This is a genomic window from Staphylococcus sp. ZWU0021 (genome assembly GCF_000798895.1).
Taxonomy (GTDB): domain Bacteria; phylum Bacillota; class Bacilli; order Staphylococcales; family Staphylococcaceae; genus Staphylococcus; species Staphylococcus saprophyticus.
This window is the reverse complement of record NZ_JTLN01000008.1, coordinates 358-26,225: the sequence shown is the minus strand read 5'-3', so window position 1 is coordinate 26,225 and position 25,868 is coordinate 358. Positions and strand designations below refer to the sequence as shown.

The window sequence follows — 25,868 nt, the reverse complement described above, 5'->3', positions numbered from 1 at the left end:
TAAAACGAGAACCGAGGTTATTTTAGTGAAGAAATTGTGGATTTGGGGAGCAAGTATCATAGCGATAGTTATTGTAGTAGGGATTGTGATGGCAGTCTTTGTAAGTCAAAAGCCATCAAAACAGGTAACACACTCAAAATTCGTGAATCATCCGATACCTACATTATTTTTACATGGGTATGGTGGCAGTGCCAATTCAGAGAAGTTCCTGGTACAACAAGCTGAAAACAAAGGTGTCACTCACGATGTCATCACCGCAGTGGTATCTGAAAATGGTAACGTCACGTTTAAAGGTCAGTTAAACAAAAATGCCATCAATCCTATAGTGAAAGTTGAGTTGGAAAATAATAAAGACGGTGACTACGATAAAAATGCAAAATGGTTTAAAAATGTTCTGGTAGCCCTACAAAAGGAATATCAATTCAAGCAATTCAATTTTGTAGGTCACTCTATGGGAAATTTATCATTTGCGACGTATATGCTGAATTATGGTAACGATGCCTCTCTACCACGTTTGAATAAACAAGTAAATATTGCGGGGTCATTTAATGGTGTCTTAAATATGAATGAACAAGTTAACGAAATCAGTGTGGATAAAGAAGGGAAACCAAGTCGTATGAATCCACCGTATCAGCAATTGCGTGAATTGAAAGCAATTTATCAAGGCAAACAGATTAAAGTGTTGAATATTTATGGTGATCTTGAAGACGGCACGCACTCTGACGGTCGTGTATCGAACAGTTCTTCAAAGTCATTGAAATATTTATTGAGCAGTAGTCCGGAAAGTTATCAAGAATCAAAATATCATGGTAAGCAGGCACAACATAGCCAATTACACGAGAATAGAGATGTCGCTAATGAAATTATTAAGTATTTATGGGGAACGTCATAAAATTAAACATTTAAGGGTTAGAATTGAAAATTTATAAAGCGTGAATTGGTTTATTGTTATGGATAAATTATACAGTATAAAAGACCTAGAAATGCATGGAAAGTGCGTTGCCTAGGTCTTTTATATTTTGTCGTATTATCATTGTTAAGCTTCAAAGTAGAGATAGCGAAGTCGAAGTGTTTAACTTTTCATTATGTCGTGAAAGGTGTTCACGTAATGTATTTTTTATGTTTGGGCTGTGTAATGAGTTGGTTGCTATTAGCTTAGCAACATATTTAATATAAGTTGTTAAGGATCAGACAATTTTATTGTTCTGAGCCTATGTTCGGGTCAGTAATGATTTGCATTAACTTAGAAACTTCGGAAATTAATGTTTCTTGGTATGGTGAGTCTGCACTGAGGTATAAATCGATAAGGCGCACCATGCCGTTACTAATAAATGTAAGGTATACATAGTCATCTAATTTTTGATTTAAGCCTTCTTCATAAGGAATTTTTTTCTCGAATTCTTTTTCCATAAAAGTACGCAAATTTTTCTTATATTTATCAGAATATTGGATACTGAAGAGTTTGGTGAAAAACGCTTTGTTTTCTTCAAAAAACGCAAACCAAATTTTAACACCCTGCTGCATACCGAGTTCTTTTTGGCTTCACAAATTTCTTCGAGCGCTTTGAATTTTTTATCGACAATACGGTCTAATAAGTCATATTTATCAATATAATGTAGATAAAATGTTTTTCTCCCGATTTGCGCGTGTTCTGTAATATCTTTTACTGTAATTTTATCAAAATCTTTCTGTTCAAAAAGCTCATAAAAACTATCATTAATGGCCTTTCTTGTTTTTACAATACGTAAATCCATCGTGATTACACCTTTCTTATAACCCACTTTCAATAAAATGAGTATTATTTCTCATATTGTACTACTTATGAATTGTATAATTGATTCTATTTGTTATGATTCAATTATACACACATGATACATAATTAGTTGTCAAAAATCTTTTTATTGGGAAATATTATTGTGATAATTTATGCATAATACATTTATTATTAAACAAATTTCTTGAACAATAATTACTCTAGCTAATAAATTAAATATTAGTAAAGAATAATTTGATTTAAAAAGGCGTCATAGGGATGTCTGATCACAAGGAGAAGAAAGTGCTTCAAGAATTAAACGATTTTATAAAACATTATATCAGTCGCTAGGAGATGCTCACTTCAATGTTATCATTATAGTGTTTTACACAAAATCATATTTTAAATAATTGCTTTTAATATATAAAGGACAAACAAGCTTATATACAAATGACGCACCTCAATTTAAAAGCGGTTAGTCTTTTTTATTGGATATATCTTTCGTAAAACACCAATTTAAGGTAGAAAACAACTAAAAAATAATTTAATATTAATCTAAGGAATAATATGACCTGGCTTATATATTATAGAGATGCATACGGACACATATACCTTAAGTAATGAATCATTGTGGAGGTTTGTAATGTCAACAGAGATTAAGGGAATTACATTTTTTACAGATAATTTAGTGGATACATCATCCCATGCTTGTAATACATTCAACGTCAATCCAACATACAAGGAACTCTTTTTTGATAATAATGTTTATACCATGTCGAGTGCGCAAGGAAAATTCAGGTTGTCAAATAACCACCCATTAAAAGTAGCAAATTATGCACAAATTGAACAATATGCAATATTTTTTGTAGGAAATGTGTTTCATACTATGGGTGCTTTTAGTTCAACGAATAGTCAATTACCAGTTAATACAATCGTTGGTCGCTATAGCTCAATCGCTGCTCAAGTTAGAAGAATGGCTGGCAATCACCCGATGGAACGTTTTACAACGTCAATGTTAACTTACAGTAAAAATACTTGTGCATTTAATGACTATCTTGATGCGGCAGGCGTTGAATTCGATCATCGCCCCTCAACAGTCGGTGGCATGGAACCGATAGTTATTGGGAATGATGTATGGATTGGACAAGATGTATTGTTTTCTTCAAAAGGTATCGCTGTCGGTGATGGTGCGATAGTAGCAGCTGGTTCAGTGGTTACCAAAAATGTGCCACCTTATGCAATTGTGGGTGGTAATCCCGCTAAAGTAATAAGATATCGATTTGAAGCACATATTATTGAAAGATTACTTAAATTAAAATGGTGGCAATATGGATTTGCAGATTTCAAAGGCGTGACTGCAGACGATTCGATTGAGGTATTTTTAGAAAAAGTAGAAAAACTTGTGTCTACAAATCAAATTCAGCCATTTCGTCCTACAACCATATCAGTAAAAGACTTTTTAGATATTGAAAAAAGTTCAGAGGAATAATTTCAAATATGGATGTATGAATTGTATAAAAGTGAAGATGGTACACGGAGTCCTATTAATTGGTTTTCGTGTACCATTTTTATTTGTTAATATGCGAGTTAACAAAGGGGAATCAAGGTCAATTATGAATGTTATAATTAGTTGCTAATTTTATACATATAATACTTTACTTAATAAAAAACGGGACAGCAGCTGAATTAAATCAGGTTTGCTGTCCCGTTTCGGGCTGGAAAGGATTAAGTTTAGAATGGATTGGTTATAGTGTGTGTATTGAAGTTTTAGCTAAATTTTAATTATAATTCTATTAGTTTTGTTCGTTACTACCTTCAAACAATGCAATCAGTCCATAGGGTGCATCTTGACCTAAGCACAAGTCTAATAATTCATGAGATTCTTCGGCCTCTGCGGCACTACGTTTAAATAGGGCTTGTTCATAGTTTTCAAGTGCAAGTTCAATATCATTTGGATATTCAACAATTAACTTGCCAAGCTCTGCTGCATCATACATTGCTAGGTTTGCGCCTTCTCCAGATGGTGCCATTAAATGCGCAGCATCACCGAGTAGCGTAATATCAGGTGTACGTTGCCAACTAGGTTTTACAAATAATTCAATACCATTTGCAATTATATTATCAGTATTATCATAAAGCTGATATTCAAAATAAAGTTCGTTCAAGGGTATATTTGCTAAATCATTTAAATGAAGTCCAGATAATTGGAAATGGTGATTAGCAGTGACTGTTACAGGCACTTCTCCAGAGTTTAAAAGGTTATTATAATGTTTAAGTTGCCATGTAAAAAGTCCTTCAAATGAATGCGTTAAATCGTTAACAACTGTCATGTTTACACTTTTATGGCTTATGTGAATGACTGGAAGGACAGATGCATAGAAACGTTTAGTGAAATATTGTTGCGCTTTCCATCGACCATAATAATCTACCCCCAGACCATGAAATGGTTGGCCAACAATCATTCATTTGCCATAGTAGCACACCACGACAATAATCATTTTCTGAACGGAAATGTTCAACTGAATAGCGCATCACGATACCGGCAAGTATTTGTGATAAATATACATAATCTGTAAAATCTTCAGTTAATTTAAACTCGGCTTGCATATAATTATCAATAATTTGATTGCCATCTTTACATTTTTGATGGGTCAACATCACTGACGAATTGGGAGATTGATCACTTGTTTTGGAAAATGAGTCAATCGCCTTCATACCAGGATAACTTTGAAAGCCCATTTCTGAAATGAAACGTGCATGAAGTTGTTTGATAGATTCGTAAGGTGCTTGGCCATCATAAGCTAAATAGTAATGAAAATCGCCATCCTTAGCGTAATCAAAAATGGACTTAGACGTATGGTTTGATTTCCTGTTTGGAGATGAATGAGCGTAAGGTACTTGTGGTGCACTCCGTTTCGTAATATCAGGTATTGTTTCAAGAAATAGCGTCTTATAGCGTGTTTGCATTATATGTTTCATATTTTCATCTGTGATTTTCGATACCTCGAAGAAATCTCGTGTCTGTGCGGTACGAGGTCCATCACTTGTTAACATTGTATAGGTCATATCGATTTCATTGTTTCCAAATAGCAATATTAAACTTGGGTGATGTGCCATGCGTTCAATATTTTGAATCAGTTCCATAGTCACAGTGACCATGAAATCCATATCTGTTGGGTAAGACATACTCGTAAACATACAATCTTGGATAACTAAAATACCGTATTGATCGCACAAATCAAAGAAAAGGTCTGACGGGTAGTAGGCGCCTCCCATACACGAATACAATTGATATTTGCACGCACACAATCTTTAATTTGGGCTGTTAAACTATAGCGACGTGATTGCGTTAAAATGGCATCTTCAATAATCATGTTCGTACCTTTAATAAACACAGGCGTGTCGTTAATTATAAATTCGAATTTAGAGGCGTCTCCATCATTGTCTCGATTTAATTTGACCGTTCTTAGGCCAATCGAATAGCTTGTGTGATCTATGGATTGGTTACCTGTATATAGTTCAACGTCCACAGTATATAACGGTTGCTCACCGTAACCTATTGGCCACCATAACTGTGGATTTTCAATTATGAAAGTGTGCTTGAATGTATGACTATTGTTAATCGTAATAGATTCGATAGCCTGATTGTTGGGATCGTACAATGTGCATGTTAAAGATGTGGCTTCGTCAATAGCTTTTTTTGAACGTACATTTAATTCAACTGTTTGTGTATGGTGTGTCTGAGTAAATAGAAAAGGTGGTATGTTCATGTAATCGCCGTATTCAATCGCAATCGATTTCCATATACCGAAATCAGGCAATTTAATGCCCCAGTCCCAGCCAAACATGCATTGAGCTTTTCTTAAGTAAGCTAAGCCATTTTCACCTTGCAGTTTTATTTCTTTTAAATACTGTACTGGAGAGTAAAATTGGATTTCTATAATGTTTTCACCAAGTTCGACATAAGGCTTAATATCAAATTTATAACGACGAAACATATTATCCGTTTCTAATACGTTGGTATGGTTGATGAAAATCGTTGCTAACGTATCGAGACCTTCACAATTTAATAGAATTTGCTCACTCATTAATACCTCGGTTTCTAAAGTAAACGTCCTAGAAAAACTGTAATGATCATTAAATAAATATTGAATTGCGTCTTCGTTATTTCCATAATAGGGGTGATTGATTAAATTATTTTCAAGTGCTCCGGTTACGATACTACCAGGTATTGTGACAGGCATATCGTGGAAACGTGTTGTGTTTGTGAGATTATTTAATGTCCAAGTACCATTTAAGTCAATTACATTCACTGTGTCCATCTCCTTAAATATCTTGATATATAAAAGTTTAGCACTTTTATAATTCATAATAAAAAATAAAGTGGCGTAAAATCTAAAAATGTATTGGTATTAAATATCTTCCAAGACAGGTATTGCTTTTCTTTGTTTAGTAACGGCGTTCGTTTGAATGTCTATTTCAAAAACCATTTCTGAATGACCAGCTTCAACAAGAATTTCTCCGTTAGGGTTAACAACCATAGAATGGCCAGCATAACTATTCCCCTTGTGATGTTGATGATTTACATTACCCACGCTATTGCATGCAATGACAAAACAATTATTTTCAATGGCACGTGCTTGTAATAAAATTTGCATCATTCTTAATAGAAGCTCTTGCTACTTCAGGATATCTCAGGTCGTAGCATATTATTTGTGATGCTTGAATGCCATTAATAGAAAAATTGTTAGGTTGGTTTAATCCTGGCGATAAGTAAAAAGGTTCATCTAGCATAGGTACCAAGTGAATTTTATCCGTAACATTTAATAATGTTTTATCTTTTGAAACTGCAAAAGCAGTATTATAGATGGCGTTAGTTCTCATATTAGCTACAGATCCTGCTACTATATGTGTTGTATACTGTTGTGCAAGTTGTTGTATAAATGGTAGAGATTGTTGTAAATCTATGTCCGCTTTATCTTTTAACTGATTTAAGGCATAACCATTATTCCACATTTCAGGTAGCACAATGATATCAGCATTTGTGTAATGCGTTTCTATTAATGAAGAGATCTTTGCTTTGTTTTGTTTGAAATTCGCTTCTGCAACTTCAAATTGATAAATTTGTAATTTCATATTGCTTACTCCTCGTACTTAAATTTATAAATTGAATAAATGTCATCTGAATAATATAGATCATCGCCATGTGAAGTTGTAATTAATCTGGGACAAAGATTATCTATGATTTGACCGCTTTTGATATTTTCAGTCATGTTATAAGTGAATTTTTTGATAGGAATATGCAGATGTTGCGCATCTGAAATAAATAAATCTCCGCATATTAAAATTTTATCTTGATTATGAAAATAGATGACATGACCTGGTGCATGACCAGGAGTTAAGTAATAATTGAAGGGCAGATTTGTATTAGTTTCTAGAGGTTTAACAATGTATTGAACACCTGTATTTTCGGTATGCGTTTTATTTGGATAAGGCAGCTCACCATTGATATAAGGGAGTTCATATTTATGTGTAAAGATAGGTGTTTTCAAAGCTTCAGAAATACGTTTTGCGCCATTGATATGATCTAGATGTCCATGCGTTAAAAAAATGCCTTTAGGATTACCGAGCGATTTAGCAATCGTGATTTGTAGCTCAGCATAATCATCCATACCTGTGTCTATGATATAAACGTCGTTATCATTCACAATAAACCAAGTGTTGATTTGTATCGGAATACCAACTGTTGTCTGTATATTTAATTTATAAATATGGTCTGACATTTGAATGAGTTTCATTATTATCGCTTCTTTCTATTATTTGTTATAACTAAATGGTAGAGGATAAGCGACAATGTCATAAGAAGGCACAAATAAGTAACTCACGTTAATGAGGAGGTTCATATGTTAAAAAATAGCATGGACTATGGTAGCTGTAATCTTGTAATTCAACGAGGATGTCCGATAGAAGAAACATTGATGTCATTAGGTGGAAAATGGAAAGGTATTATTATCAATACGCTTTATGATGAAGCTTACTTTTATAATGCATTACATCGTGAAGTTTTAGGTATAAGTAGAAAGATTTTGACAGAACAATTAAATGATTTGATTGCTTTGCAAATTGTAAAAAGAGAAGAAACGAATGATTATCCTAAAAAAGTTCGTTATTCCTTAACTCAACGAGGAAAATCCGTCTACCCATTGATAAATGAATTGGCGCAAGTGCTTAAAATGAATTAACTATGTCGTGTTATTGTGGAAGTTTAATAAAAAGGCAAGCTATCTGAATTAAAAATGCTCCTCTCAAAGTTTTCATTTTTTAATGTCTATTTTGAGAGGAGTATTTTTTATGTGTTAGTCTGTATTTGTTTGGTGTACTGAAAAACATGTACGATATTCAGAAGCACTTATTTCAAAATGTTTTGTGAAATTTTTAGAGAATAGCAGTGGGTCTTTATAACCTATTTTGCTAGATATTTCATTTATCAATAAATTGGTATTAATTAAAAGTTGAGAAGCATGATACATCCTAATATAAGTTAAGTATTCCTTAGGCGAACAGTTTAAATTTCTTTTAAATAATTTGAATAAATGACTTCTTGAGATATTGACTGATTTTGCAACATCAACAATTGTAATATCTTTTTGGTAATTAGAATTTATATATTCGACAGCATATTGAATGTCTTCATTTACAATATCAACTTGAACAGAAAAGTGTTTTGGAAACTTGTCTTGCAAGGCATAAACCAGTTGATATATATGTTGCATAATCAGTATGTCATGAGAATTATTAGATTGAATCGTTTGAGATAGGTTACAAATTTTTTTAATAATAGATTGAATATCTTTAGTGTTTTTATTAATAAGAACGTGCGTATCGACGATACTAGAGCGAGATAAATATGTAAGAATTTGTTTGCCATTAATTCCCACCCAATAATAAGTCCAAGGGTTTGAGAAAGAAGGTTTATATTCAACTTCCATACCTCGTTCTAGTAAAAACATATCTCCCGCTTTCAGATGATGAGTTTCATTATTATATGTAAAAATACCTTCACCTTGTGTGACGATATGTAATACGGCTTGTTGAAAAACGTTATAGCTATAGCCAACATTCGGCACACCAACTTCAATACCGCATTCTGCCAAGTTGGCATCTATCAATTTCTTTTGAAACTTTTTCCATAGTACTTGCATAATATCCCTCTTAATTAAAAAATGATTTTAATTTGTATTTATATAAATACATAGTAATATGAAATGAAACATTTTGCCATATATCATCACCATTATGCTATTTATCCCTCTATATCTGTATTGATAAAATAAAAACAACAAACATGAAAGCGCTTTACTTAAAAAGGATTTAGAGGTGGAAAAATGGACAGACATTTAACAGGAAAGCAGAAGTTTGCATTTGGATTTGGAGCAATTGGTAAAGATGCCATATTTAATATCGTCGGTGTCTTTTTAATGTTTTATATCACAGATATTGTAGGTTTATCACCCGCATTTGTTGGTGTTATGCTATTTGTTGCTCGTATATGGGATGCCATAAATGATCCAATTATGGGGATGATAGTTGATAACACTAGAAATAATTTCGGGAAATTCAAAACCTGGTTGTCTATAGGAACGTTAGCGAATGCAATTGTCACCATATTACTATTTACTAACTTTGATTTACCACAGACAGCAATGTATGTTTACATATCAATTTTATATATTTCCTGGGGAATGACTTACACAATGATGGATATTCCTTATTGGTCTTGGTTGCCGAATTTAACACATAATCCTAGAGAACGTGAAGAAGTGTCAGTAATTCCAAGATTTTTTGCGAGTTTAGCAGCATTCACAGTAGGTACATTTGGACTGTATTTTATTCATCAATTAGGAGACGTTTTTGGTAATGGCAGTGATTCAGTAGGGATATTCATATTTGCAATCATTTGTAGTGCAGTATTTATAATTACAATTGGTGTTACTGTTTTTAAAGTGCCTGAAGATAAGGAATTAGAACAACAAATTGGTATTAAAGTTAATTTTAAAGATATTGGACGTATTTTATTTAAAAACAAAGAGTTATTGGCAATTATGGGGGTATTACTAACTTTTAATTTATGTTTACAAACTTTAAATGGTTCTATTATTTACTATTTTAAATATGTGGTAAATGCAGAACATTTATTTTCAATTTTTAATTCGATGATTTTATGTGAAATGGTTGGTTTATTATTACTTCCTAGATTTATCAAATGGGTAGGTAGAACAAAAGCGTTTAATACGGCTGTTTCATTTATTATTTTAGGATTATTGATTATTTTAATAGCTGGATTTATCGCTCCGAAAAGTACACTTTTAATTATTTTAGGTGCGGGCATTTTGAGAATTGGTTCTGGCTTCATGATAGGTATTACAACAGTTTCATTAGCTGATGTTATTGATTATGGTGAAGTTAAATTTGGACAACGCAACGAGAGTATCATCACGTCAACGAACACTTTCTTAACTAAGGCTTCACAAGCTGTTGCAGCATTAATAGTTGGTGTCGGATTATCAATTCTGGGATACACGCCAAATGAGTCACAATCACTCGTTACAATTAATGGCTTAAGAATCATGATTATCATAGCACCACTGTTATTCGTTTGTTTAACTGCATTTTTATATCACAAAGCCTTTAATTTGAAAGGAGATTTTTTAACGGATATTGAAAAGACTTTGCAATTTAAACGTCAACGAGAACATAGAGAAAGAATTAAATAGGGGGATGTCATATGTTTAAAGAAAAATTTCATGAAGATTTAGAAAAACAAAATGTGAATTTGTTGTCTAGAAGAGCTTTTTATATACCATATCAGCTTGGAGAAAAAGATTATGATTTCAAAACGAGATATGAAACTCAAAATATCACATTACTTAATGGTAAATGGCAATTTGAATTTTTTAATTCATTGGAAGACTATACAAATGAAGATATTAATAGCAAAGAGCAATATTTAACAGTACCATCTGTATGGAATTTGTATGGGTTTGATCAGATTCAGTATTTAAATACACAATACCCTATACCGTTTAATCCACCATACGTGCCTAGAGAAAATCCATGTGGTCGATATAAACGTTCATTTGAAATAAATGACTATAATGAACAAAGCGATTATCATTTGAACTTTGAAGGTGTCGATAGTGCATTCTATATCTGGATCAATGAACAGTTTGTAGGATATAGTCAAATTGCACATTCAATTTCAGAGTTTGATATTACACCATATGTTCAAAAAGGAAGAAATTCAATTGAAGTCATTGTACTTAAGTACTCTGATGGAACATATTTTGAAAATCAAGACATGTTTCGTCATTCAGGTATTTTTAGAGATGTATATATATTAAAAAGATCTAAATCGCGCGTGGACGACTTTAAAATTGAGACAACAATAAACCATGAATCTAATAATGGAAAAATAAATTTCACTTTACAAGGAAAGCATCATTTAGGGAATATTAACTTGGTTTTATATAATCCTAAAGGGCTAGAAATAGATCGCGCAATTGTTTCAAAGCATCATCAATTTGTAATAGATAATCCACAATTATGGTCATCTGAGAATCCAGTACTTTATAAGATAATTATTGAAACAGAAAACGAAGTAATCACTCAGAAAATTGGAATAAGAGAAGTTAAAATACAAGATAATCAATTCTATATTAATGGAAAATCAATTAAAATACGGGGAGTAAATTACCATGATAGCCATCCTCAAAATGGTTTTGTCATGTATGAAAAAGATTTTGAAAAAGATTTAAAATTAATGAAACAAGGCAATTTTAATGCGATTCGTACTGCGCATTATCCGAAGGCACCATTATTTTATGAAATGACTGACCAATATGGTTTCTATGTAATGAGTGAGGCAGATTTAGAAACTCATGGTGTAGTAAGGTTATATGGAGAAGAAAATACAGAACACTTTAATATTATTGCTGATAATCCAAAATTTGAAACATCTATTATTGAAAGAATAGAAGCCTCTATCAAGCCATTAAAAAACTATAGTTCTATTGTTTCTTGGTCAATAGGTAATGAATCTGGATTTGGCATCAATATGGTTAAAGGATTGGAACGGGCAAAGCAATTAGACACGACAAGACCATTACATTATGAAGGTGCATTGTATCGAGATAAAGAAAAAAATTATGATATGTCCAATGTTGATATGATAAGTAGAATGTATGCTTCTCCAGAAGAAATTTTAGAAACATATCTAGAAAATCCCAAATTAGATAAACCGTTTATATTATGTGAATACGCACATGCAATGGGAAATTCACCAGGAGATCTTAATGCATATCAAACATTAATTGAAAAATATGATAGTTTTATTGGCGGTTTTGTTTGGGAATGGTGTGATCATAGCATTCAGGTTGGGATAAAGGAAGGTAAACCAATTTTTAGATATGGTGGAGATTTTGGTGAGGCCTTACATGACGGTAATTTTTGTGTTGATGGTATTGTTTCGCCAGATCGAATTCCACATGAAGGTTATTATGAGTTTAAACATGAACATAGACCTTTGAGATTGGTTAACGAAGAGGATTATCGGTTTACATTGAAGAATCAATTTGATTTTACAAATGCGGAGGATAGTTTAATTGTTGAGGGAGAAGCTATTTATTTAGATGGTGAGAGAAAGGTGTTTAATATTCCATTAACTGCTTTCGCGCCTCATATAAGCCAAACTTTTGATTTAAGAGATTATGTAACGCTTGATAATATAAGTAGTTTGATGCTTCGTTATAAATTAAAAGAAGAAGAAAGCTATAGAGATAAGTATTTTGAGGTTGGACATGATCAAATTATTTATCAACGTCGAGCATTACCATATCTCAATGAAGAAAAAATGGAGTTTCAATGCAAAGATATGGAACATTCGATTAATATTTCGGTAGGCAACAAATATGCATATAGTTTTGACAAGAAACAAGGATGCTTAAAATCAGTGCTTCACAATAATGAAATCATTTTCAATAACAATACCGAAACTAAAATTTGGCGTGCCCCGATAGATAATGATGCATATATTAAAAAAGAGTGGTTATATTCTGGTTATAATAACATTCAAACACTTGTGACAAATTATAAAATAATTGAAGATGAGTCTAATATCAGTCTCGTTTTTGAAATTAATATAGAGTCAGAAGCCGTGCCGCCAGTTTTGAAAGGATCACTTACTTGGACGGTTTATCAAGATGGAAAAGTAAATGTAGATTATAACTTAGAAAAAGATAACAACGCACCATTTTTACCAAGATTTGGTTTACTAATAACTTTACCTTCAACATATGAACAAATAAATTACTATGGAAATGGTCCAATGAGTAGCTATCAAGATAAAGGGATAGCAACATACTTAGACATGTTTGAAACAACGGTGACAAATAATGGTGATGTGCATATTAAACCTCAAGAAGCTGGTAGTCATAATCAAACAACAATTATGAATATTACCAACAATGAGCATACGCTTACTATCACTAGTGAAGATACATTCAGCTTTAACGCATCACATTATTCTTTAAATCAATTAACAGAGGCAAAACATGTGGATGAATTGGAAATAGAAAATAACACATATTTATATGTCGATTATGCACAAAGCGGTATAGGTTCAAATAGTTGTGGTCCTGAATTAAATGAGGAATATCGATTAAACAATAAAAAGATAACGTTCAATTTTGATTTGAATATTTATTAGAATAAAAATTCAAATTTATAAAAAGTTCTAATCCTGATAGATTAGAACTAATTATTTATGGATTTTAGCTAGGCCGAGACATGATTAAATGCCTCGGCTTAGTTAATGATATGGATAGTATATGAATAAACTGAAAGGACAAGTACAACTTTTATAAATTATTACGTTATTGAAGCGGATAAAAGATATTTAAATTATTTAAAATAACTTATTGCTATATGATTATTTTGATTTTTGTTTTCTACCAATTAGTAGTAAAGCAACACCTAAAATTAAAGATGACCAAAGTGGGGCATGGTTTTGACTTTGACCTGTGTTAGGGAGTTGTTGTTTATTAATTGAATGGTTGCCTTCATTTTTAGCTTCGGGATGTTCTATTTCAGTATTTGTTGCGATAGGACTATTCATATTTATAATCTTTTGATGATTTATTTGGTTAGTTTTTTTTGTAGCTAGCTGATATTGATTATGGTTTAGTCGTGTATTCGCATCACTCATTTTCAATGTATGATTAGATGCTTCGTTTACAAATGATCTAGAAATTTTAGAAATGTTTAATGTCGCATTATTATTTAAATGCGTTGGTCCATGATGGACTGCTACTATATTTTCTGAATTTAGATTATCCGAATTATCAATGTCTGTAGTTTGATTGATAGCAGGACTTTTGCCAATGTTTTCAATCACATTATCTTCTATATTTGTTACTGAAGTTACACTATCATTATCTTGTGTCGCTACAGTATCCTCCTCATCATCTTGTGTTTCAACATCGGTATTATATTCACCTTTCGTTTCATCTGTATCATCATGTTCATCACTGTTATTAGATTGTTGTGCATTATCAGTATCATTTTGTCCGTCCGGGTGTGTTTGGTCAAAAGTTTCATCAATTTCATTTAATTCAAATGTAGATGTTGTTCCTGATAACTCGAATGACACCATTAACATGGGTTTACCAGTAGGGCTGTCTTCTAATGATACAAATGTAATGCCCTCGGGAGAGATATCTTTATTTTCTTCATCGTATAAGTATTGTGTGAATTGAGGTGTAGTTGGGTTTGTAATGTTATAAATCATCACACCGCCTACGCGTTCTAAGCCAACAAAGGCGTACGTTTGATTGCCGATGGTTCCAACTTCGATGGATTCAACCTCAGGACCTTTGTCATCACTTCTTCCGTCTACTTCTATATCATTAAAGTCTTCGTAATTAGCATTAAAGCGCCCTGGTAAAATATCTTTTATGCGTTGTTCGATGTCGCTACCGTTATCGTAAACCATAGATAAATCAGAGCCTTTTAATATAGAAAATGAGCGACCGCTAAACGATACGAGTGCATTATATTTTCCATTTTTATCTCTAAATTTATGAGAAGTTGTCACTTTTAATCTACCTAATTGATCATCATCAAATAATCCATTGGCTACAAGTTTATCTAGTTCTGCTTGTGTATAGCCTTCATAGTATTTAGCATCTAGTTTGATATCGTCTTTAATATCTTTGACACGGACTTCTTCACTATAGCCATCATAGTCTTGTGCATCACCTTCATTAGCAATTAATAAGTATGTTTCGCCATTATATTCATATGCGGTAATACCATCTGGTTGTAACATGCCGAGCACAGGGACAGGGCGTAATGCTTTTTTACCATCTTTGTCTGAAGGGTCCATAGCATTTTCTGGTAAAGAATGATCTTTATAAGGCAAACCTTGTACTTTTACGAATTCACCTTTTTCAATATCTAGTTTCGCTATAGCACTAGATTCTTGAATTGTGACATAAGCGTATTTCCCATGTTCATCAGGAACGATGTACTCAGGTTCTAAATTTAGGTAAGCTGTTGATTTATCAGGACCTAATTCGCGAATAGAGTCGTTCATATGTGCCTGTGTGAGGGGAACGGTGTTTACATTTGTTTGATTTAATTTAGATGGTGAACCGGACGTATCAATAATTGACACAGAACCTTCTGGATTCTTTTTGTTTAAATGTGAAAATAAAAAGAATCATTAGAATTAAAATTTAATTAATTACCGAGTGATGAAAAAATAAATACTACATTCTACTTTTAATATTGTATAATATGAAATATATTAATATTTATATAATTAAAATCGAAAGAGGAGCACTGTATTTTATGATTAGAATTTTAATTCCATGTTTTAATGAGGCATCAGTGCTAGAACAAACATATGCCAAATTAACTGAAATTATGCAACGAGATAGTATCAGCAACAATTATAAATATGAATTGCTTTTTATAGATGATGGAAGTAAGGATCGCACACTAGCCATTATTAAAGCATTAGCACAGCGAGATCATGCGGTAAAGTTCATATCATTTTCAAGAAATTTCGGAAAAGAATCTGCAATGTATGCTGGATTATGTGCGAGTACTGAAGCGGAAGCATTAGTTATATTAGATGGTGACTTGCAGCACCCGCCAACCCTTATTCCACAGATGATTGCTCATTATAGAGATGGTGAAGACCAGGTTGTGGCAAAAAGAGATAGAACAGGTGAACACGTCATTCGCAAGACTGTATCTCAATTATATTATGCAGTAATTAATAAAATTGTAGATGTGGATTTAGAAGACGGCGTAGGGGATTTTAGATTATTGAGCCAACGTGCGATCAGAGAAGTAGTGAACTTAGGAGAATACAATAGATTTTCTAAAGGTTTATTTGCTTGGATTGGATTTGAACCTAAAGTGATTGAATATGAAAATGTTGTGCGTGCCGATGGTGAGTCTAAGTGGACGTTTAGTTCTTTATTGAATTATGGCATAGATGGTCTCATTTCATTTAATAATAAACCGTTACGTGCCATTTTATACTTTGGTTTATTTGTGTGCGCGATGAGTTTCCTTTATATATTATTTAATTTTATTTATACAGTCAGTTATGGTGTTTCGACGCCAGGTTATTTCACAACGATTGTCGCAGTATTATTTCTAGGTGGTGTTCAGTTAACATCATTAGGGGTCATTGGAGAATACATAGGCAGAATTTATTATGAAGTAAAACAACGACCGCTCTATATCATACGCCAAACCAATTTAAGTGATTGCGAGGTGGACTGAAATGAGAGCTTTACATATAAATAAAATCCATCTAATACTTACAGGATTATTTATTTTTTATATACTAATGGCTATTTTTACGCCATTAACCCATGATGACTGGGACTGGTATAGTCAATATGGTATTCAAATGTTGCAAGAACATTTTGCTAATTTAAACGGCCGTTATCTTGGTAATTTGTTTGAAATTGTAGCAGTTCGATTTGACTGGTTTAGGTGGTTGGCGTATGCCGTATTTAGCATGTTGATCATATGGGTCATCAGTCAATTTGTTAAACATAAACAGACTTCTATCATTTGTTTAGCGGCATTTATTTTAATGGTGACAATGCCAAATGAAATCTATAAACAAACGTATGGCTGGTTTGCAGGATTTTATAATTATGTACCAGCAACGCTGTGTGTATTATTTATTCTATGGTTTATTGTAACGGTACTATTTTACCGGAACAGTCATAAACCAAGTACGAATATCATTTTTTATTGCGTGTGTTTTGGTGGTCAATTTTTCATTGAAAATGCAACATTATTTAATACATTAATCATAGCAATCGCACTTGTATTACATATATATTTCTATAAAAAAGCGTATCCTAAATTTGTTGTAGGATGGTTCATTTCTGCTTTAGGGACAATCATTATGTTTTTGAATCCGAACTATCGCAAAATATTTTTTGAAGGTAGCGATTATCAACAGGTCTCTAGTGATACGGGTATCGTTGATAAAGTTTATAAAACGGTAACAACCATATTGCCGGATTGGATTTTCTTTAATCAAATTGTGATTATTACGATAATCGTTGGTATCTTACTTGTTATGTTGTATAAAACACGACAAATGACGAAAACATATACAAGTAGATATTGGTTCATCGTATGTGGCTTAACGCTATTACCGATATATTATTTTTTTATTTTTAAACAATTTGAATTACACCATTTTCACATGATTACACTTACTAATATTTTAAATACTATGGTATGTTTTATCTTTTTGTGTGCATTGATCTTGGCTATCCATACGGTCATATCTCAAAAGGAAGTTCGATATACGCTTTACTTATTAATCGCGTCAATCATACTTGTGTGTGGTCCTTTAATCATCGTATCACCCATAGGTCCACGTAATTTTTACACAGTATATGCAATTTATGTTGTCATATTATTAATTTTACTTGCGCAACTGGAAGTGTTTAACAGGAAATCAGAAAAGTGGATTACTGGATTAGCTATCCTTTGTGCAGTGATGTATTTAGGGGTATTCTACAATATTCACGCTGCAAATGAAGCAAGAATTAGTCAGCTAAAAGAAGCCGTTCATGCAGATTCTAAGCAAAGAATTTATAGTATGGAAAAATTACCTTTTGAACATTATTTACATCATGCCACACCAACAAGTGCTAAGTATCAAACGTTATTTAATGAATATGAAGGCTTACCAAAAGATACGAAAGTGAAGTATGTGCCCTATGGCAGTATTAGTAACCAAAAACAATCAAAATAATATTGTTTTTAAGTACAACAAACAAAATAAAAAGCTTTTATCCGATTTTTCTGAAAATAAGTTTGCAATACGTCGCCAAAGATGGTTAATTAAAGGTATACTTGAAATAAGAGGCATGTAGCAGTAGTACTTGGGATTTATGTGGTTTAACTGAGCAACAAGTGCATGTAGCAGTAGTGTTGACACAATCGCATTTGGACGTGTTACTTCAAATTTGGGGCTAATCATCTACGTTTTAGATGATTAGATAGAGAGACAGTTATTTATGTATTGGACAATGGATTAGTTATAATTTGATTGTAGAAATTATAAAAAGAAGGTATTTATATGAGTGAAAAAGAAATTGAAAATCATGAACTTGAGCAATTGAATAAGGAAATTGAAGCGGAATTAAACGCATATGACGCTGATAAAGAATTCCAAAAAGAAAAGAAACAATTTTTAACGCTTACATTTATTTGTAAATTGATTATTGTGTTGTTAATGCTAATGGGGTTAGTGAAGTTATTTATATAGAGTCATAGACAAATGCATATAGAGGTGAAATAGGTGACAATCTATAATATTAATTTTGGGATTGGCTGGGCGAGTAGTGGTGTGGAATATGCACAACGTTATAGAGCGCAGTTATTGAGAAAATGTAATGAAACGATAAAATTTGTGTTTTTAGATTTTATTAAGAATGAAAACATTCAAACATTGACTGAAAATATAGGATTTAAAAATGAGGAAATCATCTGGCTGTATCAGTATTTTACAGATATTAAAATAGCACCTACAAGTGTGACTGTAGATGAAATTATCAAACCATTGTATTCAGAAATCACTAAAGTTGAAGATCAAGGTAAAACTCGAAAAATCCATTTTAATCACAATAGTAATTATTTAGTATGTTATTTAAAAAATGAAGATAGTGATGTTGTAGATAGAGTGGAATACATTTCTAGAGGCAAGTTGCTTAGGAGAGACTATTACTCTTATGTACGCGTTTTGTCTGAGTACTTTGCACCTGAGGATAATTCGGCCAAATTATATATGAGGTCCTTTTATAATGAGGATGGATCCATTGCATATAACGAATATGTTAATGATGAGGAAAGTATGTTTGTTTTTGAGGATAATATTCTGTACGGTAAGCAAGCATTAATAGCTTATTTTTTAGAAAAATTGCATTTAACAGATAAAGATATGTTGATTGTAGATCGCTCAAAAGATATTGGACAAACGGTTTTGCAAAATAAAGGATCAGCACGCTTAGGAGTTGTGATTCATGCTGAACATTATAATGAATCGACAACAAATGATACATACATATTATGGAATAATCATTACGAATATGTGTTTATGAATGCACATGAGATTGATTTCTTTATTACAGCAACGGATATTCAAAATCAGTTGTTAGCACAACAATTTGAAAAAAATTATCATAGGAAGCCTAAAATTTATACAATTCCTGTAGGTAGTTTAAGTGCGTTAGTGAAGCCAAATCGTAGAAAACCTTACTCAATCATTACAGCCTCAAGGCTAGCGACTGAAAAACATGTCGACTGGTTAGTAAAAGCCGTATTGAAAGCGAAAGCATCTGTTCCTGAAATAACATTTGATATCTATGGCGAAGGTGGCCAAAGACAATTATTAAGTAAACTAATTCAAGAAAATCATGCTGAAGATTATATCACATTAAAAGGACATGTTAATTTAAATCAAGTTTATCAAGATTATGAACTTTTCTTATCGGGTTCAACTAGCGAAGGTTTCGGTCTTACATTAATGGAGGCTATCGGTTCAGGTTTAGGTATGATTGGTTTTGATGTGAACTATGGTAACCCAACGTTTATTAAGCATCAAAAAAATGGTTATTTAATACCGATTGATTTAAATGAGGATAAAGAATCTGAAATTATAGATCACCTTGCTGAAGGTATTGTTAATTATTTCGATAATGACACAAGCCGATTTAATCAAGCTTCATATGAAATCGCTGAAAACTTTACCCAACCGGTTGTCGTACAAAAAATGGAACAATTTGATTAGTGAGGTGCTATATGATTAATTTATTTGATGTTTTTGATAAAAAAGCCATTATCTTATATAAATCTTTTAAACATGCTGGTAAGCAACGCAAAACAATCGTTATTGAAGAAAATGGATTTTTACCAGATGATATATTAACACCTTACGCTTTTTTCGCGAATAATCCTGAAACAACTTCACAACCTTTATTTTTTAATGAAGTACCGATTCCAAGATTTTGGACGATAGAAGGTAATAATAATACTGCCTTTATCAAAAATTTGGATGAGGTGAAAGCGAGAATTATTTATAAAGCAAATTATAAACATAGAATTGTTGAACGTGTAGAATGGTTAAATAAACGCGGGCATACGCAATACATAGATTATTACAATAAAGTAGGTAAGCGATACGCACAAGTGGTATTGGACGCAAACTCACAAAAAAGCATTTTGAAAAGGTATTTTAACTATAATAATGAAGTAATGATGGTAGAAAATTTTGTGACTAATGACATCATGTTAACTTGGAAAAACAAAGCCTATTTCTTCCATTCAAAGATACAGTTTGTCAATTTTTACTTAGAAGTTGCGCAGCTTGAGTCTGAAAACTTTATGATTAATTCACTATCGATTTCTTCTGCCGTATTAAATGGTTTGTCTGAATCTGGAAACGACTCTATTTTTTGGCAGGGAGATATTACGCCTGAAATTATGAAACATATGGAAAATGCACTGGCAAAAGAAAAACGAAATTTTAAAATTATTTTGCCTAGTCCTTCAGCGTATGAAAAAGTAATAGAGCTCATCGATGAACAATATAAAAATCGTATCTTCCAATCAGGATATGTTTATAGATTTGTGAAAGAGAATCGTCATTCTAATCAGGTATTAACTTTGACAAATTCAGACCAAATCCCGCATTTAGAAGAAATCGTACAAGCCCATCCAAATCTAGAGTTTCATGTTGCAGCTTTAACAGAAATGTCTATGAAGTTATTAAGCCTCAATAAATATGACAATGTAAATTTATACCCAAATGCCAAAAGGCAAAAATTTATTTCGTTATATAAATCATGTGATATTTATTTAGATATAAATAAAGGTAATGAAATATTAGATGCTGTAAGAGCGGCGTTTGATTACAATTTAGTCATCTTAGGATACAACGAGACATCTCACAATAAGGATGTTACGCCAGAGAACAATCTTTTTGAGGAAGTACAATTTGAGATATTAAGTAGTATATTGAGGGATATTGTTGCTGAACCATCTCATTTAGATCAAAGGTTGAGACAACAATGGCAACAAGCAGGTTCAATCAGCAAAGCTGAATTTATCCGTTCATTAGCGCAATAATTCATTTTATTACAGAACATAAAATTTTAAATAGGTTACCAATACCAGGAGATATAAAGGTATTGGTAACCATTTTTTTATTTATTTTTCTCTAGTATCACTTGTTTATAATCATTTATATCAATACGTCTCCAAATTTGCTTTTTAATGTCTTGAATATGTTGCATTTTATTCATATTACTCGCCATGTTTTTAGGTTGATACTCTTCCCATTTTTCTAATTGTTTAAATAGTGTGTGTAGAGATCTCATAAAAATAACCGCCTTTTTAATTTTTATAAATAAAATAGCCCTTCTTAGATAAGAAGAGCTTCCACACAACTTCCCATCTTTCAACTCAATCGTCATACTGAGTTGTTGGATTTAGCACATCGCATATGACTGCTGTTGCTGGAGTTTCATAGGGCCAAGTCCCTCCACTCACTCTTAATAAGAGAACTATTTTATTTAAACATCATTATAGCAAATGAATGTAAAATGACAAACAAAGTCATACAATACACTATTTTCTTCGGCGTGCGTATTTATAGTAATTGATGAATATTAATACTAAATTGACCATACCAATGATTAAACCAGTTAATAATGAGAAAAATGCAAGAATAACTAGAAACCAGGGTTCTTGTAACACACCATCTTGAGAGACATGTGAAGATAAACTTGTGAAAAGCAATGCGGATACTATAGCAATTAAGATAAATATCATACTTAATATACTTAAGCGAATGCGTTTCACAAACTTCGTATCATTAACTAATTTATCCTTTACCACAGTATTACCTAAGATTAAATCATCTAGAGATAAATTAAAGGTTTTGGCAATTTCTACTATCATTTCAATATCCGGTAAGTAACGATTATTCTCCCATGCAGATACAGTTTGTCGTGAAATATTTAATTGATTGGCAAATTGTTCTTGGGTCAGTTAATTTTCTTTTCGAATCATTTTAATTTGAGTGCCAAAATTCATATGTTAAATGTGCTCCTTTTAAATCGTATTTTGTTTATAAAAAGTGTGGTTAAGCGAACGCTAGTGATACTTTACATGCTCCGCAAGTTCACCTAGCGCGCATATTTTAAAATGCTAGCAATGCTTTCTTTTAAATAAAATAAGCTTATTCAATAATAGATGACATCAAGTAAATTTAAAAATTTAGGAGGCATAATAAGTTTATGAATAAAAAGTTATTTTTTGCAAGTATTATAAGTATTGTTTTAGGTGCATCGTTAGGGATTAGTTTTCTTTTAATTCCAAGTTATGTAAATGAAAATGGCATATTGAAAGAGCCTTGGTATTTAGTAGAATCTGGATTTTCATTTGTCATTATTGGAGGTTTACTCATGTTTTTTGCAATAGGTGGTTATTTATGTCACTATTTTGAAAATAAGATTCATAAATAGAGTGGTTTGAAATAGGAAATAGGCTGAGGCATGTTTAATGTTACAGCCTATTTTTTGAGCTTATGGTTCAAAACGTAGGGATTTTATATGGTAAATACATTCAAAACAGATGAATTATTATAAATTTGCACGATATTTGTTATACTAATTGTAAGCGCTTACTAAAAATATTTAGACGCTTTAGTATAAATCGTTTTTAAAAGGAGAATGCACATGAATGGTAAAGTGATGATGGTGACTGGTGGAAGTAGTGGCATGGGCAAAGCAATGGCGCAAAAATTTGCTGAAGCGGGTGCAAAAGTGGTTATAACGGGTCGCTCATTGGAACGGTTAGAAGCGGCAAAAGAAGAAATAGAACAATATGAAGGACAAATTCTTTGCATAGATATGGATGTGCGAGATCCTGAAAGAGTGCAATATACAGTGGATAAAACGGTTGAAACGTTTGGCAAAATAGATGGTTTGGTTAATAATGCAGCAGGTAACTTTCTATGTGCAGCTGAAGATTTATCATATAATGGATGGCATTCTGTCATTGATATTGTCCTTAATGGGACATGGCACTGTACACAAGCTGTAGGAAAAGAATGGATTAAAAATGATCAGCGTGGACGTATTATTAATATGGTTGCGACTTATGCATGGAGAGCTGGTATAGGTGTGATACATTCAGCAAGTGCAAAAGCAGGCGTGTTATCAATGACTCGAACACTGGCTGTTGAATGGGGCTCTAAATATGGCATTAATGTCAATGCAATTGCCCCAGGGCCAATCGATAATACAGGTGGATCGGGAAAGCTAAGTTTATCAGAAGAAGCAAAACAACAAACGCTGGATAGTGTCCCACTTGGAAGGATGGGTCAACCTGAAGAAATCGCAGGTTTGGCAAAATTCTTAATGTCAGAGGATGCGAGTTATATTAATGGTGCATGTATGACAATGGATGGTGGACAATGGCTGAATCAAAATCCATTTTAAAGTATTATAAAAACTTTAATAAAGATAATCGGTGTGCAATGTATGTAGAGAGAAGACTGACTGATGTCTAAAGGGTGTCTAATCGCTTTAGAATTGGAATCATGACAATCTCATTTTATGAGTTTACTTAGATTGCTTTAAATAACGAAGTAAGTTCAGATTCAAAGGAAGACTTAAATTTTTCTATTGTTCCATATCTATGAATGAAGCAACATTTAAGATACCAACTTTCTAAAAACATAAGAATCATTGTAGTGGATACGTCTTTATTCACTGAAATTTCAATACTATTATAGTAATTTGCAATGTTAGTATCTAAGATTTGGTGAATATTTTTGATGTGTTGTAAAAATTCATCTTTGAACTGAAATGGTGCATAAGAAAGTTGCAAATAAAGGCGGATATATTTTTCGTCAATATTGAAAATAAAATCAAATAAAAATTAATGTAAGTTTTCAATTGAATATTGTGTATCCTCATGTGCTGCTTTTATAAAGCAGCTAAAATAATTAAAACATGAATTAACACAAGATCGATAAATTTCGTCTTTGTTTGCATAATGATAGTATAAACTTGCTTTTTTAATATCCACGCTACTCGCAATTTGGTTTAGTGTAGTTCCTTCATAGCCGTTTTCAGAAAATAAGGAGATAGCATTTTCGATAATTTGTTCTTTTACCCCTAGTTTCAATTTAGGTTTGAGCCTCCATCTATATCAAATATTGTCATATAAAAATTAATTCAAAACATAAATTATTTCAAGTATAACAGTAATCATTAATAAAATGAAAGCGATTGTATTAATATAGTGTGTGATGTGATTTGCAGAGAATTAATTTGTATGGTTAATTCGTTCTTAAGTATCAAATTAATTTTTGAATAGTACATAAATGAGATTAAATCTGTCTTGATTTATTAAAAAGTGCTAGGATGTGACAGGTTAATGAGGAAATATTATTTAGATAGGTGTGAAGCATACTAATCATATGTTCAAAATTTATTCACTTAAATAAATTTTTAATCTATATGGCTGCTTACCAATTAAAAATCTAAAAATGTAAAACTCACGAAGCAAAATGCCAACACCTACACATAATCATATGATAAAGAGCAATGAAATTGCTACAAAAATAATGGTAGCATTTTCAAAAGTGGAGGTGTAACTATATAAAGCGTCTAAAATAAGTGGATGCATTAAATAAATGAAAAACGAGAAAGTGCTGATTAAATTGATAGATCCATACATTATTGTCTTAAAATGGATGCATATACCAAGAAGTAGTAAAAACATAAATGTATGATACGAAGTAAGTGCATAAGTAAAGCTAGTCACATTCCAGAAATCGTGTTCTGTAAATAGTACGAAATAGGTAAAGGCAATGATAGCTAATGATAGAATGATAAATATATATTGATGTAAGAAGTTTATCGTTTTTTCATAGTTAGCTCCGATGTATCCACCAAGAAAGAAGAAAAATAGCCAACCTAAAATGAATATATTTTCACTTAACGGATAAATGGTATGGAACGTGTGTGCAAATGTCTCGGAATGGTTTAATAAATATAAAAATGTCGTTTGTAAAATAATAGTAGTTAATTAATAAAAGATATGTTGAGGTGTAATAACAACATATCTTTTATTTTTATAAGGCGAGATTTCTTTATTAACCATTGAAAAACATGTATAGTTGTCGCAAAAATTACATGAATATTACAAGGTTTTATGGCTGAATTAAGTAACTCATGACTTTCATGACAGTTTTGAGTGGGTGTTTATGGTATATAAAATCCTATGGCGCGTGTCATTAGGATGTAAAAAAGTAAGGGGGTATTTTAATTTCGTTGTAACCTACATGCTATTTATGGATGTTATAGTGTTATTTGTGAGTCAGTTGAAAAAGTAAATTATCTATTTAAGGTAATTGAAATTCAACATTAAATCTTAAAAATAATAAAATCTAAAAATTATCTTCTGGGAGGATTATTAATAATGAAAAAAACAA

The 25,868-nt window shown here is 32.0% G+C and carries 23 protein-coding genes, 4 pseudogenes and 1 riboswitch; of the genes and pseudogenes, 12 read left to right on the top strand and 15 right to left on the bottom strand.

Going from position 1 to position 25,868, the window contains the following annotated elements; genetic code table 11:
- Positions 1-88: 88 nt before the first annotated feature.
- Positions 89-892: an alpha/beta hydrolase gene (locus L987_RS03355; protein ID WP_411847905.1), complete on the top strand. Its 804-nt coding sequence runs from the start codon at positions 89-91 to the stop codon at positions 890-892.
- A 305-nt stretch (positions 893-1,197) separates the two neighbouring features.
- On the opposite strand, the gene L987_RS14335 is transcribed toward L987_RS03355, so the two are convergent.
- Both L987_RS14335 and L987_RS14330 read right to left on the bottom strand, forming a co-directional pair.
- Complete coding sequence (locus L987_RS14335) at positions 1,198-1,524, bottom strand: TetR/AcrR family transcriptional regulator C-terminal domain-containing protein (RefSeq protein ID WP_119497705.1); 327 nt, start codon at positions 1,522-1,524, stop codon at positions 1,198-1,200.
- Positions 1,525-1,640: 116 nt separating this feature from the next.
- Positions 1,641-1,754, bottom strand: a pseudogene (locus L987_RS14330) (TetR/AcrR family transcriptional regulator); the annotation flags it as partial.
- A gap of 642 nt (positions 1,755-2,396) precedes the next feature.
- Between L987_RS14330 and L987_RS14295 the strand changes: the two are divergent.
- Positions 2,397-3,242, top strand: coding sequence for a CatB-related O-acetyltransferase (locus L987_RS14295; protein WP_011302096.1), 846 nt, complete (start codon positions 2,397-2,399; stop codon positions 3,240-3,242).
- Positions 3,243-3,546: 304 nt separating this feature from the next.
- On the opposite strand, the gene L987_RS03340 is transcribed toward L987_RS14295, so the two are convergent.
- The 5 genes and pseudogenes from L987_RS03340 to L987_RS03320 form a co-directional block, all read right to left on the bottom strand.
- On the bottom strand, positions 3,547-4,215 hold the full coding sequence (locus L987_RS03340; protein WP_156105198.1) for an FAD-dependent monooxygenase: 669 nt from the start codon (positions 4,213-4,215) through the stop codon (positions 3,547-3,549).
- The gene (locus L987_RS03335; protein WP_197050270.1) at positions 4,139-4,939 is read right to left on the bottom strand and encodes a hypothetical protein; all 801 of its coding nucleotides are present in this window, start codon (positions 4,937-4,939) and stop codon (positions 4,139-4,141) included. The genes L987_RS03340 and L987_RS03335 overlap by 77 nt, the downstream gene beginning before the upstream one ends.
- A 26-nt stretch (positions 4,940-4,965) precedes the next feature.
- A complete protein-coding gene (locus L987_RS03330; protein ID WP_158259446.1) occupies positions 4,966-6,075 on the bottom strand; it encodes a glycosyl hydrolase 2 galactose-binding domain-containing protein in 1,110 nt (369 codons plus the stop codon).
- Between the two features lie 90 nt (positions 6,076-6,165).
- Positions 6,166-6,889: pseudogene (locus tag L987_RS03325) on the bottom strand (nitrilase-related carbon-nitrogen hydrolase).
- 5 nt (positions 6,890-6,894) lie between these two features.
- Positions 6,895-7,536 carry an MBL fold metallo-hydrolase gene (locus L987_RS03320; RefSeq protein WP_443027612.1) on the bottom strand — a complete coding sequence of 214 codons (642 nt, stop codon included), beginning with the start codon at positions 7,534-7,536 and terminating at the stop codon, positions 6,895-6,897.
- A 120-nt stretch (positions 7,537-7,656) separates the two neighbouring features.
- Between L987_RS03320 and L987_RS03315 the strand changes: the two genes are divergently transcribed.
- The gene (locus L987_RS03315) at positions 7,657-7,995 is read left to right on the top strand and encodes a winged helix-turn-helix transcriptional regulator (RefSeq protein WP_047502933.1); all 339 of its coding nucleotides are present in this window, start codon (positions 7,657-7,659) and stop codon (positions 7,993-7,995) included.
- Positions 7,996-8,109: 114 nt separating this feature from the next.
- On the opposite strand, the gene L987_RS03310 is transcribed toward L987_RS03315, so the two are convergent.
- On the bottom strand, positions 8,110-8,955 hold the full coding sequence (locus L987_RS03310) for an AraC family transcriptional regulator (RefSeq protein WP_011302104.1): 846 nt from the start codon (positions 8,953-8,955) through the stop codon (positions 8,110-8,112).
- Between the two features lie 183 nt (positions 8,956-9,138).
- Between L987_RS03310 and melB the strand changes: the two genes are divergently transcribed.
- Together melB and L987_RS03300 are read left to right on the top strand one after the other, a co-directional pair.
- The gene (gene melB, locus L987_RS03305) at positions 9,139-10,527 is read left to right on the top strand and encodes a melibiose:sodium transporter MelB (RefSeq protein WP_011302105.1); all 1,389 of its coding nucleotides are present in this window, start codon (positions 9,139-9,141) and stop codon (positions 10,525-10,527) included.
- An 11-nt stretch (positions 10,528-10,538) separates the two neighbouring features.
- Positions 10,539-13,517, top strand: coding sequence for a glycoside hydrolase family 2 TIM barrel-domain containing protein (locus L987_RS03300; protein ID WP_047502931.1), 2,979 nt, complete (start codon positions 10,539-10,541; stop codon positions 13,515-13,517).
- 222 nt (positions 13,518-13,739) lie between these two features.
- Here L987_RS03300 and L987_RS14290 read toward each other — a convergent pair whose 3' ends face one another.
- Entirely contained in the window at positions 13,740-13,925 is a 186-nt protein-coding gene (locus L987_RS14290) for an LPXTG cell wall anchor domain-containing protein (protein ID WP_053092667.1), read from the bottom strand.
- A 507-nt stretch (positions 13,926-14,432) separates the two neighbouring features.
- A pseudogene (locus tag L987_RS14285) lies at positions 14,433-15,494 on the bottom strand (choice-of-anchor I family protein); the annotation flags it as partial.
- A gap of 167 nt (positions 15,495-15,661) precedes the next feature.
- On the opposite strand from L987_RS14285, the gene L987_RS03290 reads away from it, so the two are divergent.
- The 5 genes and pseudogenes from L987_RS03290 (at position 15,662) to gtfB (ending at position 21,487) form a co-directional block, all read left to right on the top strand.
- Entirely contained in the window at positions 15,662-16,609 is a 948-nt protein-coding gene (locus L987_RS03290; RefSeq protein WP_011302108.1) for a glycosyltransferase family 2 protein, read from the top strand.
- A gap of 1 nt (position 16,610) precedes the next feature.
- Positions 16,611-18,113, top strand: coding sequence for a DUF6056 family protein (locus L987_RS03285; protein ID WP_047502929.1), 1,503 nt, complete (start codon positions 16,611-16,613; stop codon positions 18,111-18,113).
- A 327-nt stretch (positions 18,114-18,440) separates the two neighbouring features.
- Positions 18,441-18,629 (top strand): hypothetical protein, encoded by a 189-nt coding sequence (locus L987_RS03280; protein WP_047502927.1) that lies wholly within the window; start codon positions 18,441-18,443, stop codon positions 18,627-18,629.
- A 33-nt stretch (positions 18,630-18,662) separates the two neighbouring features.
- Positions 18,663-20,169: pseudogene (gene gtfA / locus L987_RS03275) on the top strand (accessory Sec system glycosyltransferase GtfA).
- Positions 20,162-21,487 carry an accessory Sec system glycosylation chaperone GtfB gene (gtfB, locus tag L987_RS03270; RefSeq protein ID WP_047502925.1) on the top strand — a complete coding sequence of 442 codons (1,326 nt, stop codon included), beginning with the start codon at positions 20,162-20,164 and terminating at the stop codon, positions 21,485-21,487. Before gtfA ends, gtfB begins: the two are co-directional and overlap by 8 nt.
- A 77-nt stretch (positions 21,488-21,564) precedes the next feature.
- On the opposite strand, the gene L987_RS13880 is transcribed toward gtfB, so the two are convergent.
- Together L987_RS13880 and L987_RS03265 are read right to left on the bottom strand one after the other, a co-directional pair.
- The gene (locus tag L987_RS13880) at positions 21,565-21,738 is read right to left on the bottom strand and encodes a hypothetical protein (RefSeq protein ID WP_182580248.1); all 174 of its coding nucleotides are present in this window, start codon (positions 21,736-21,738) and stop codon (positions 21,565-21,567) included.
- Between the two features lie 70 nt (positions 21,739-21,808).
- Positions 21,809-21,922, bottom strand: a riboswitch (SAM riboswitch).
- A 66-nt stretch (positions 21,923-21,988) separates the two neighbouring features.
- Positions 21,989-22,411 carry a helix-turn-helix domain-containing protein gene (locus L987_RS03265; RefSeq protein WP_269429205.1) on the bottom strand — a complete coding sequence of 141 codons (423 nt, stop codon included), beginning with the start codon at positions 22,409-22,411 and terminating at the stop codon, positions 21,989-21,991.
- Positions 22,412-22,659: 248 nt separating this feature from the next.
- Between L987_RS03265 and L987_RS03260 the strand changes: the two genes are divergently transcribed.
- Together L987_RS03260 and fadH are read left to right on the top strand one after the other, a co-directional pair.
- The gene (locus tag L987_RS03260; protein ID WP_011302113.1) at positions 22,660-22,887 is read left to right on the top strand and encodes a DUF3955 domain-containing protein; all 228 of its coding nucleotides are present in this window, start codon (positions 22,660-22,662) and stop codon (positions 22,885-22,887) included.
- 213 nt (positions 22,888-23,100) lie between these two features.
- Positions 23,101-23,865, top strand: a complete 765-nt coding sequence (fadH, locus tag L987_RS03255) for a 2,4-dienoyl-CoA reductase (protein WP_047502923.1) — start codon at positions 23,101-23,103, stop codon at positions 23,863-23,865.
- Between the two features lie 127 nt (positions 23,866-23,992).
- Here fadH and L987_RS14035 read toward each other — a convergent pair whose 3' ends face one another.
- From L987_RS14035 to L987_RS14365, 3 genes are all read right to left on the bottom strand, one after another.
- Entirely contained in the window at positions 23,993-24,256 is a 264-nt protein-coding gene (locus L987_RS14035) for a hypothetical protein (RefSeq protein WP_231558565.1), read from the bottom strand.
- A gap of 51 nt (positions 24,257-24,307) precedes the next feature.
- On the bottom strand, positions 24,308-24,556 hold the full coding sequence (locus L987_RS14030; protein ID WP_225310469.1) for a TetR/AcrR family transcriptional regulator: 249 nt from the start codon (positions 24,554-24,556) through the stop codon (positions 24,308-24,310).
- A gap of 405 nt (positions 24,557-24,961) precedes the next feature.
- Positions 24,962-25,450 carry an acyltransferase family protein gene (locus tag L987_RS14365; protein WP_422396500.1) on the bottom strand — a complete coding sequence of 163 codons (489 nt, stop codon included), beginning with the start codon at positions 25,448-25,450 and terminating at the stop codon, positions 24,962-24,964.
- Positions 25,451-25,868: the final 418 nt, after the last annotated feature.

Bases quoted from the DNA above. Each gene is read 5' to 3' on its own strand.
- L987_RS03355 (WP_411847905.1), top strand. From the start codon at position 89: ATGGCAGTCTTTGTAAGTCAAAAGCCATCAAAACAGGTAACACACTCA.
- L987_RS14335 (WP_119497705.1), bottom strand. From the start codon at position 1,524: ATGCAGCAGGGTGTTAAAATTTGGTTTGCGTTTTTTGAAGAAAACAAA.
- L987_RS14295 (WP_011302096.1), top strand. From the start codon at position 2,397: ATGTCAACAGAGATTAAGGGAATTACATTTTTTACAGATAATTTAGTG.
- L987_RS03340 (WP_156105198.1), bottom strand. From the start codon at position 4,215: ATGATTGTTGGCCAACCATTTCATGGTCTGGGGGTAGATTATTATGGT.
- L987_RS03335 (WP_197050270.1), bottom strand. From the start codon at position 4,939: ATGTCTTACCCAACAGATATGGATTTCATGGTCACTGTGACTATGGAA.
- L987_RS03330 (WP_158259446.1), bottom strand. From the start codon at position 6,075: ATGGACACAGTGAATGTAATTGACTTAAATGGTACTTGGACATTAAAT.
- L987_RS03320 (WP_443027612.1), bottom strand. From the start codon at position 7,536: ATGTCAGACCATATTTATAAATTAAATATACAGACAACAGTTGGTATT.
- L987_RS03315 (WP_047502933.1), top strand. From the start codon at position 7,657: ATGTTAAAAAATAGCATGGACTATGGTAGCTGTAATCTTGTAATTCAA.
- L987_RS03310 (WP_011302104.1), bottom strand. From the start codon at position 8,955: ATGCAAGTACTATGGAAAAAGTTTCAAAAGAAATTGATAGATGCCAAC.
- melB (WP_011302105.1), top strand. From the start codon at position 9,139: ATGGACAGACATTTAACAGGAAAGCAGAAGTTTGCATTTGGATTTGGA.
- L987_RS03300 (WP_047502931.1), top strand. From the start codon at position 10,539: ATGTTTAAAGAAAAATTTCATGAAGATTTAGAAAAACAAAATGTGAAT.
- L987_RS14290 (WP_053092667.1), bottom strand. From the start codon at position 13,925: ATGAATAGTCCTATCGCAACAAATACTGAAATAGAACATCCCGAAGCT.
- L987_RS03290 (WP_011302108.1), top strand. From the start codon at position 15,662: ATGATTAGAATTTTAATTCCATGTTTTAATGAGGCATCAGTGCTAGAA.
- L987_RS03285 (WP_047502929.1), top strand. From the start codon at position 16,611: ATGAGAGCTTTACATATAAATAAAATCCATCTAATACTTACAGGATTA.
- L987_RS03280 (WP_047502927.1), top strand. From the start codon at position 18,441: ATGAGTGAAAAAGAAATTGAAAATCATGAACTTGAGCAATTGAATAAG.
- gtfB (WP_047502925.1), top strand. From the start codon at position 20,162: ATGATTAATTTATTTGATGTTTTTGATAAAAAAGCCATTATCTTATAT.
- L987_RS13880 (WP_182580248.1), bottom strand. From the start codon at position 21,738: ATGAGATCTCTACACACACTATTTAAACAATTAGAAAAATGGGAAGAG.
- L987_RS03260 (WP_011302113.1), top strand. From the start codon at position 22,660: ATGAATAAAAAGTTATTTTTTGCAAGTATTATAAGTATTGTTTTAGGT.
- fadH (WP_047502923.1), top strand. From the start codon at position 23,101: ATGAATGGTAAAGTGATGATGGTGACTGGTGGAAGTAGTGGCATGGGC.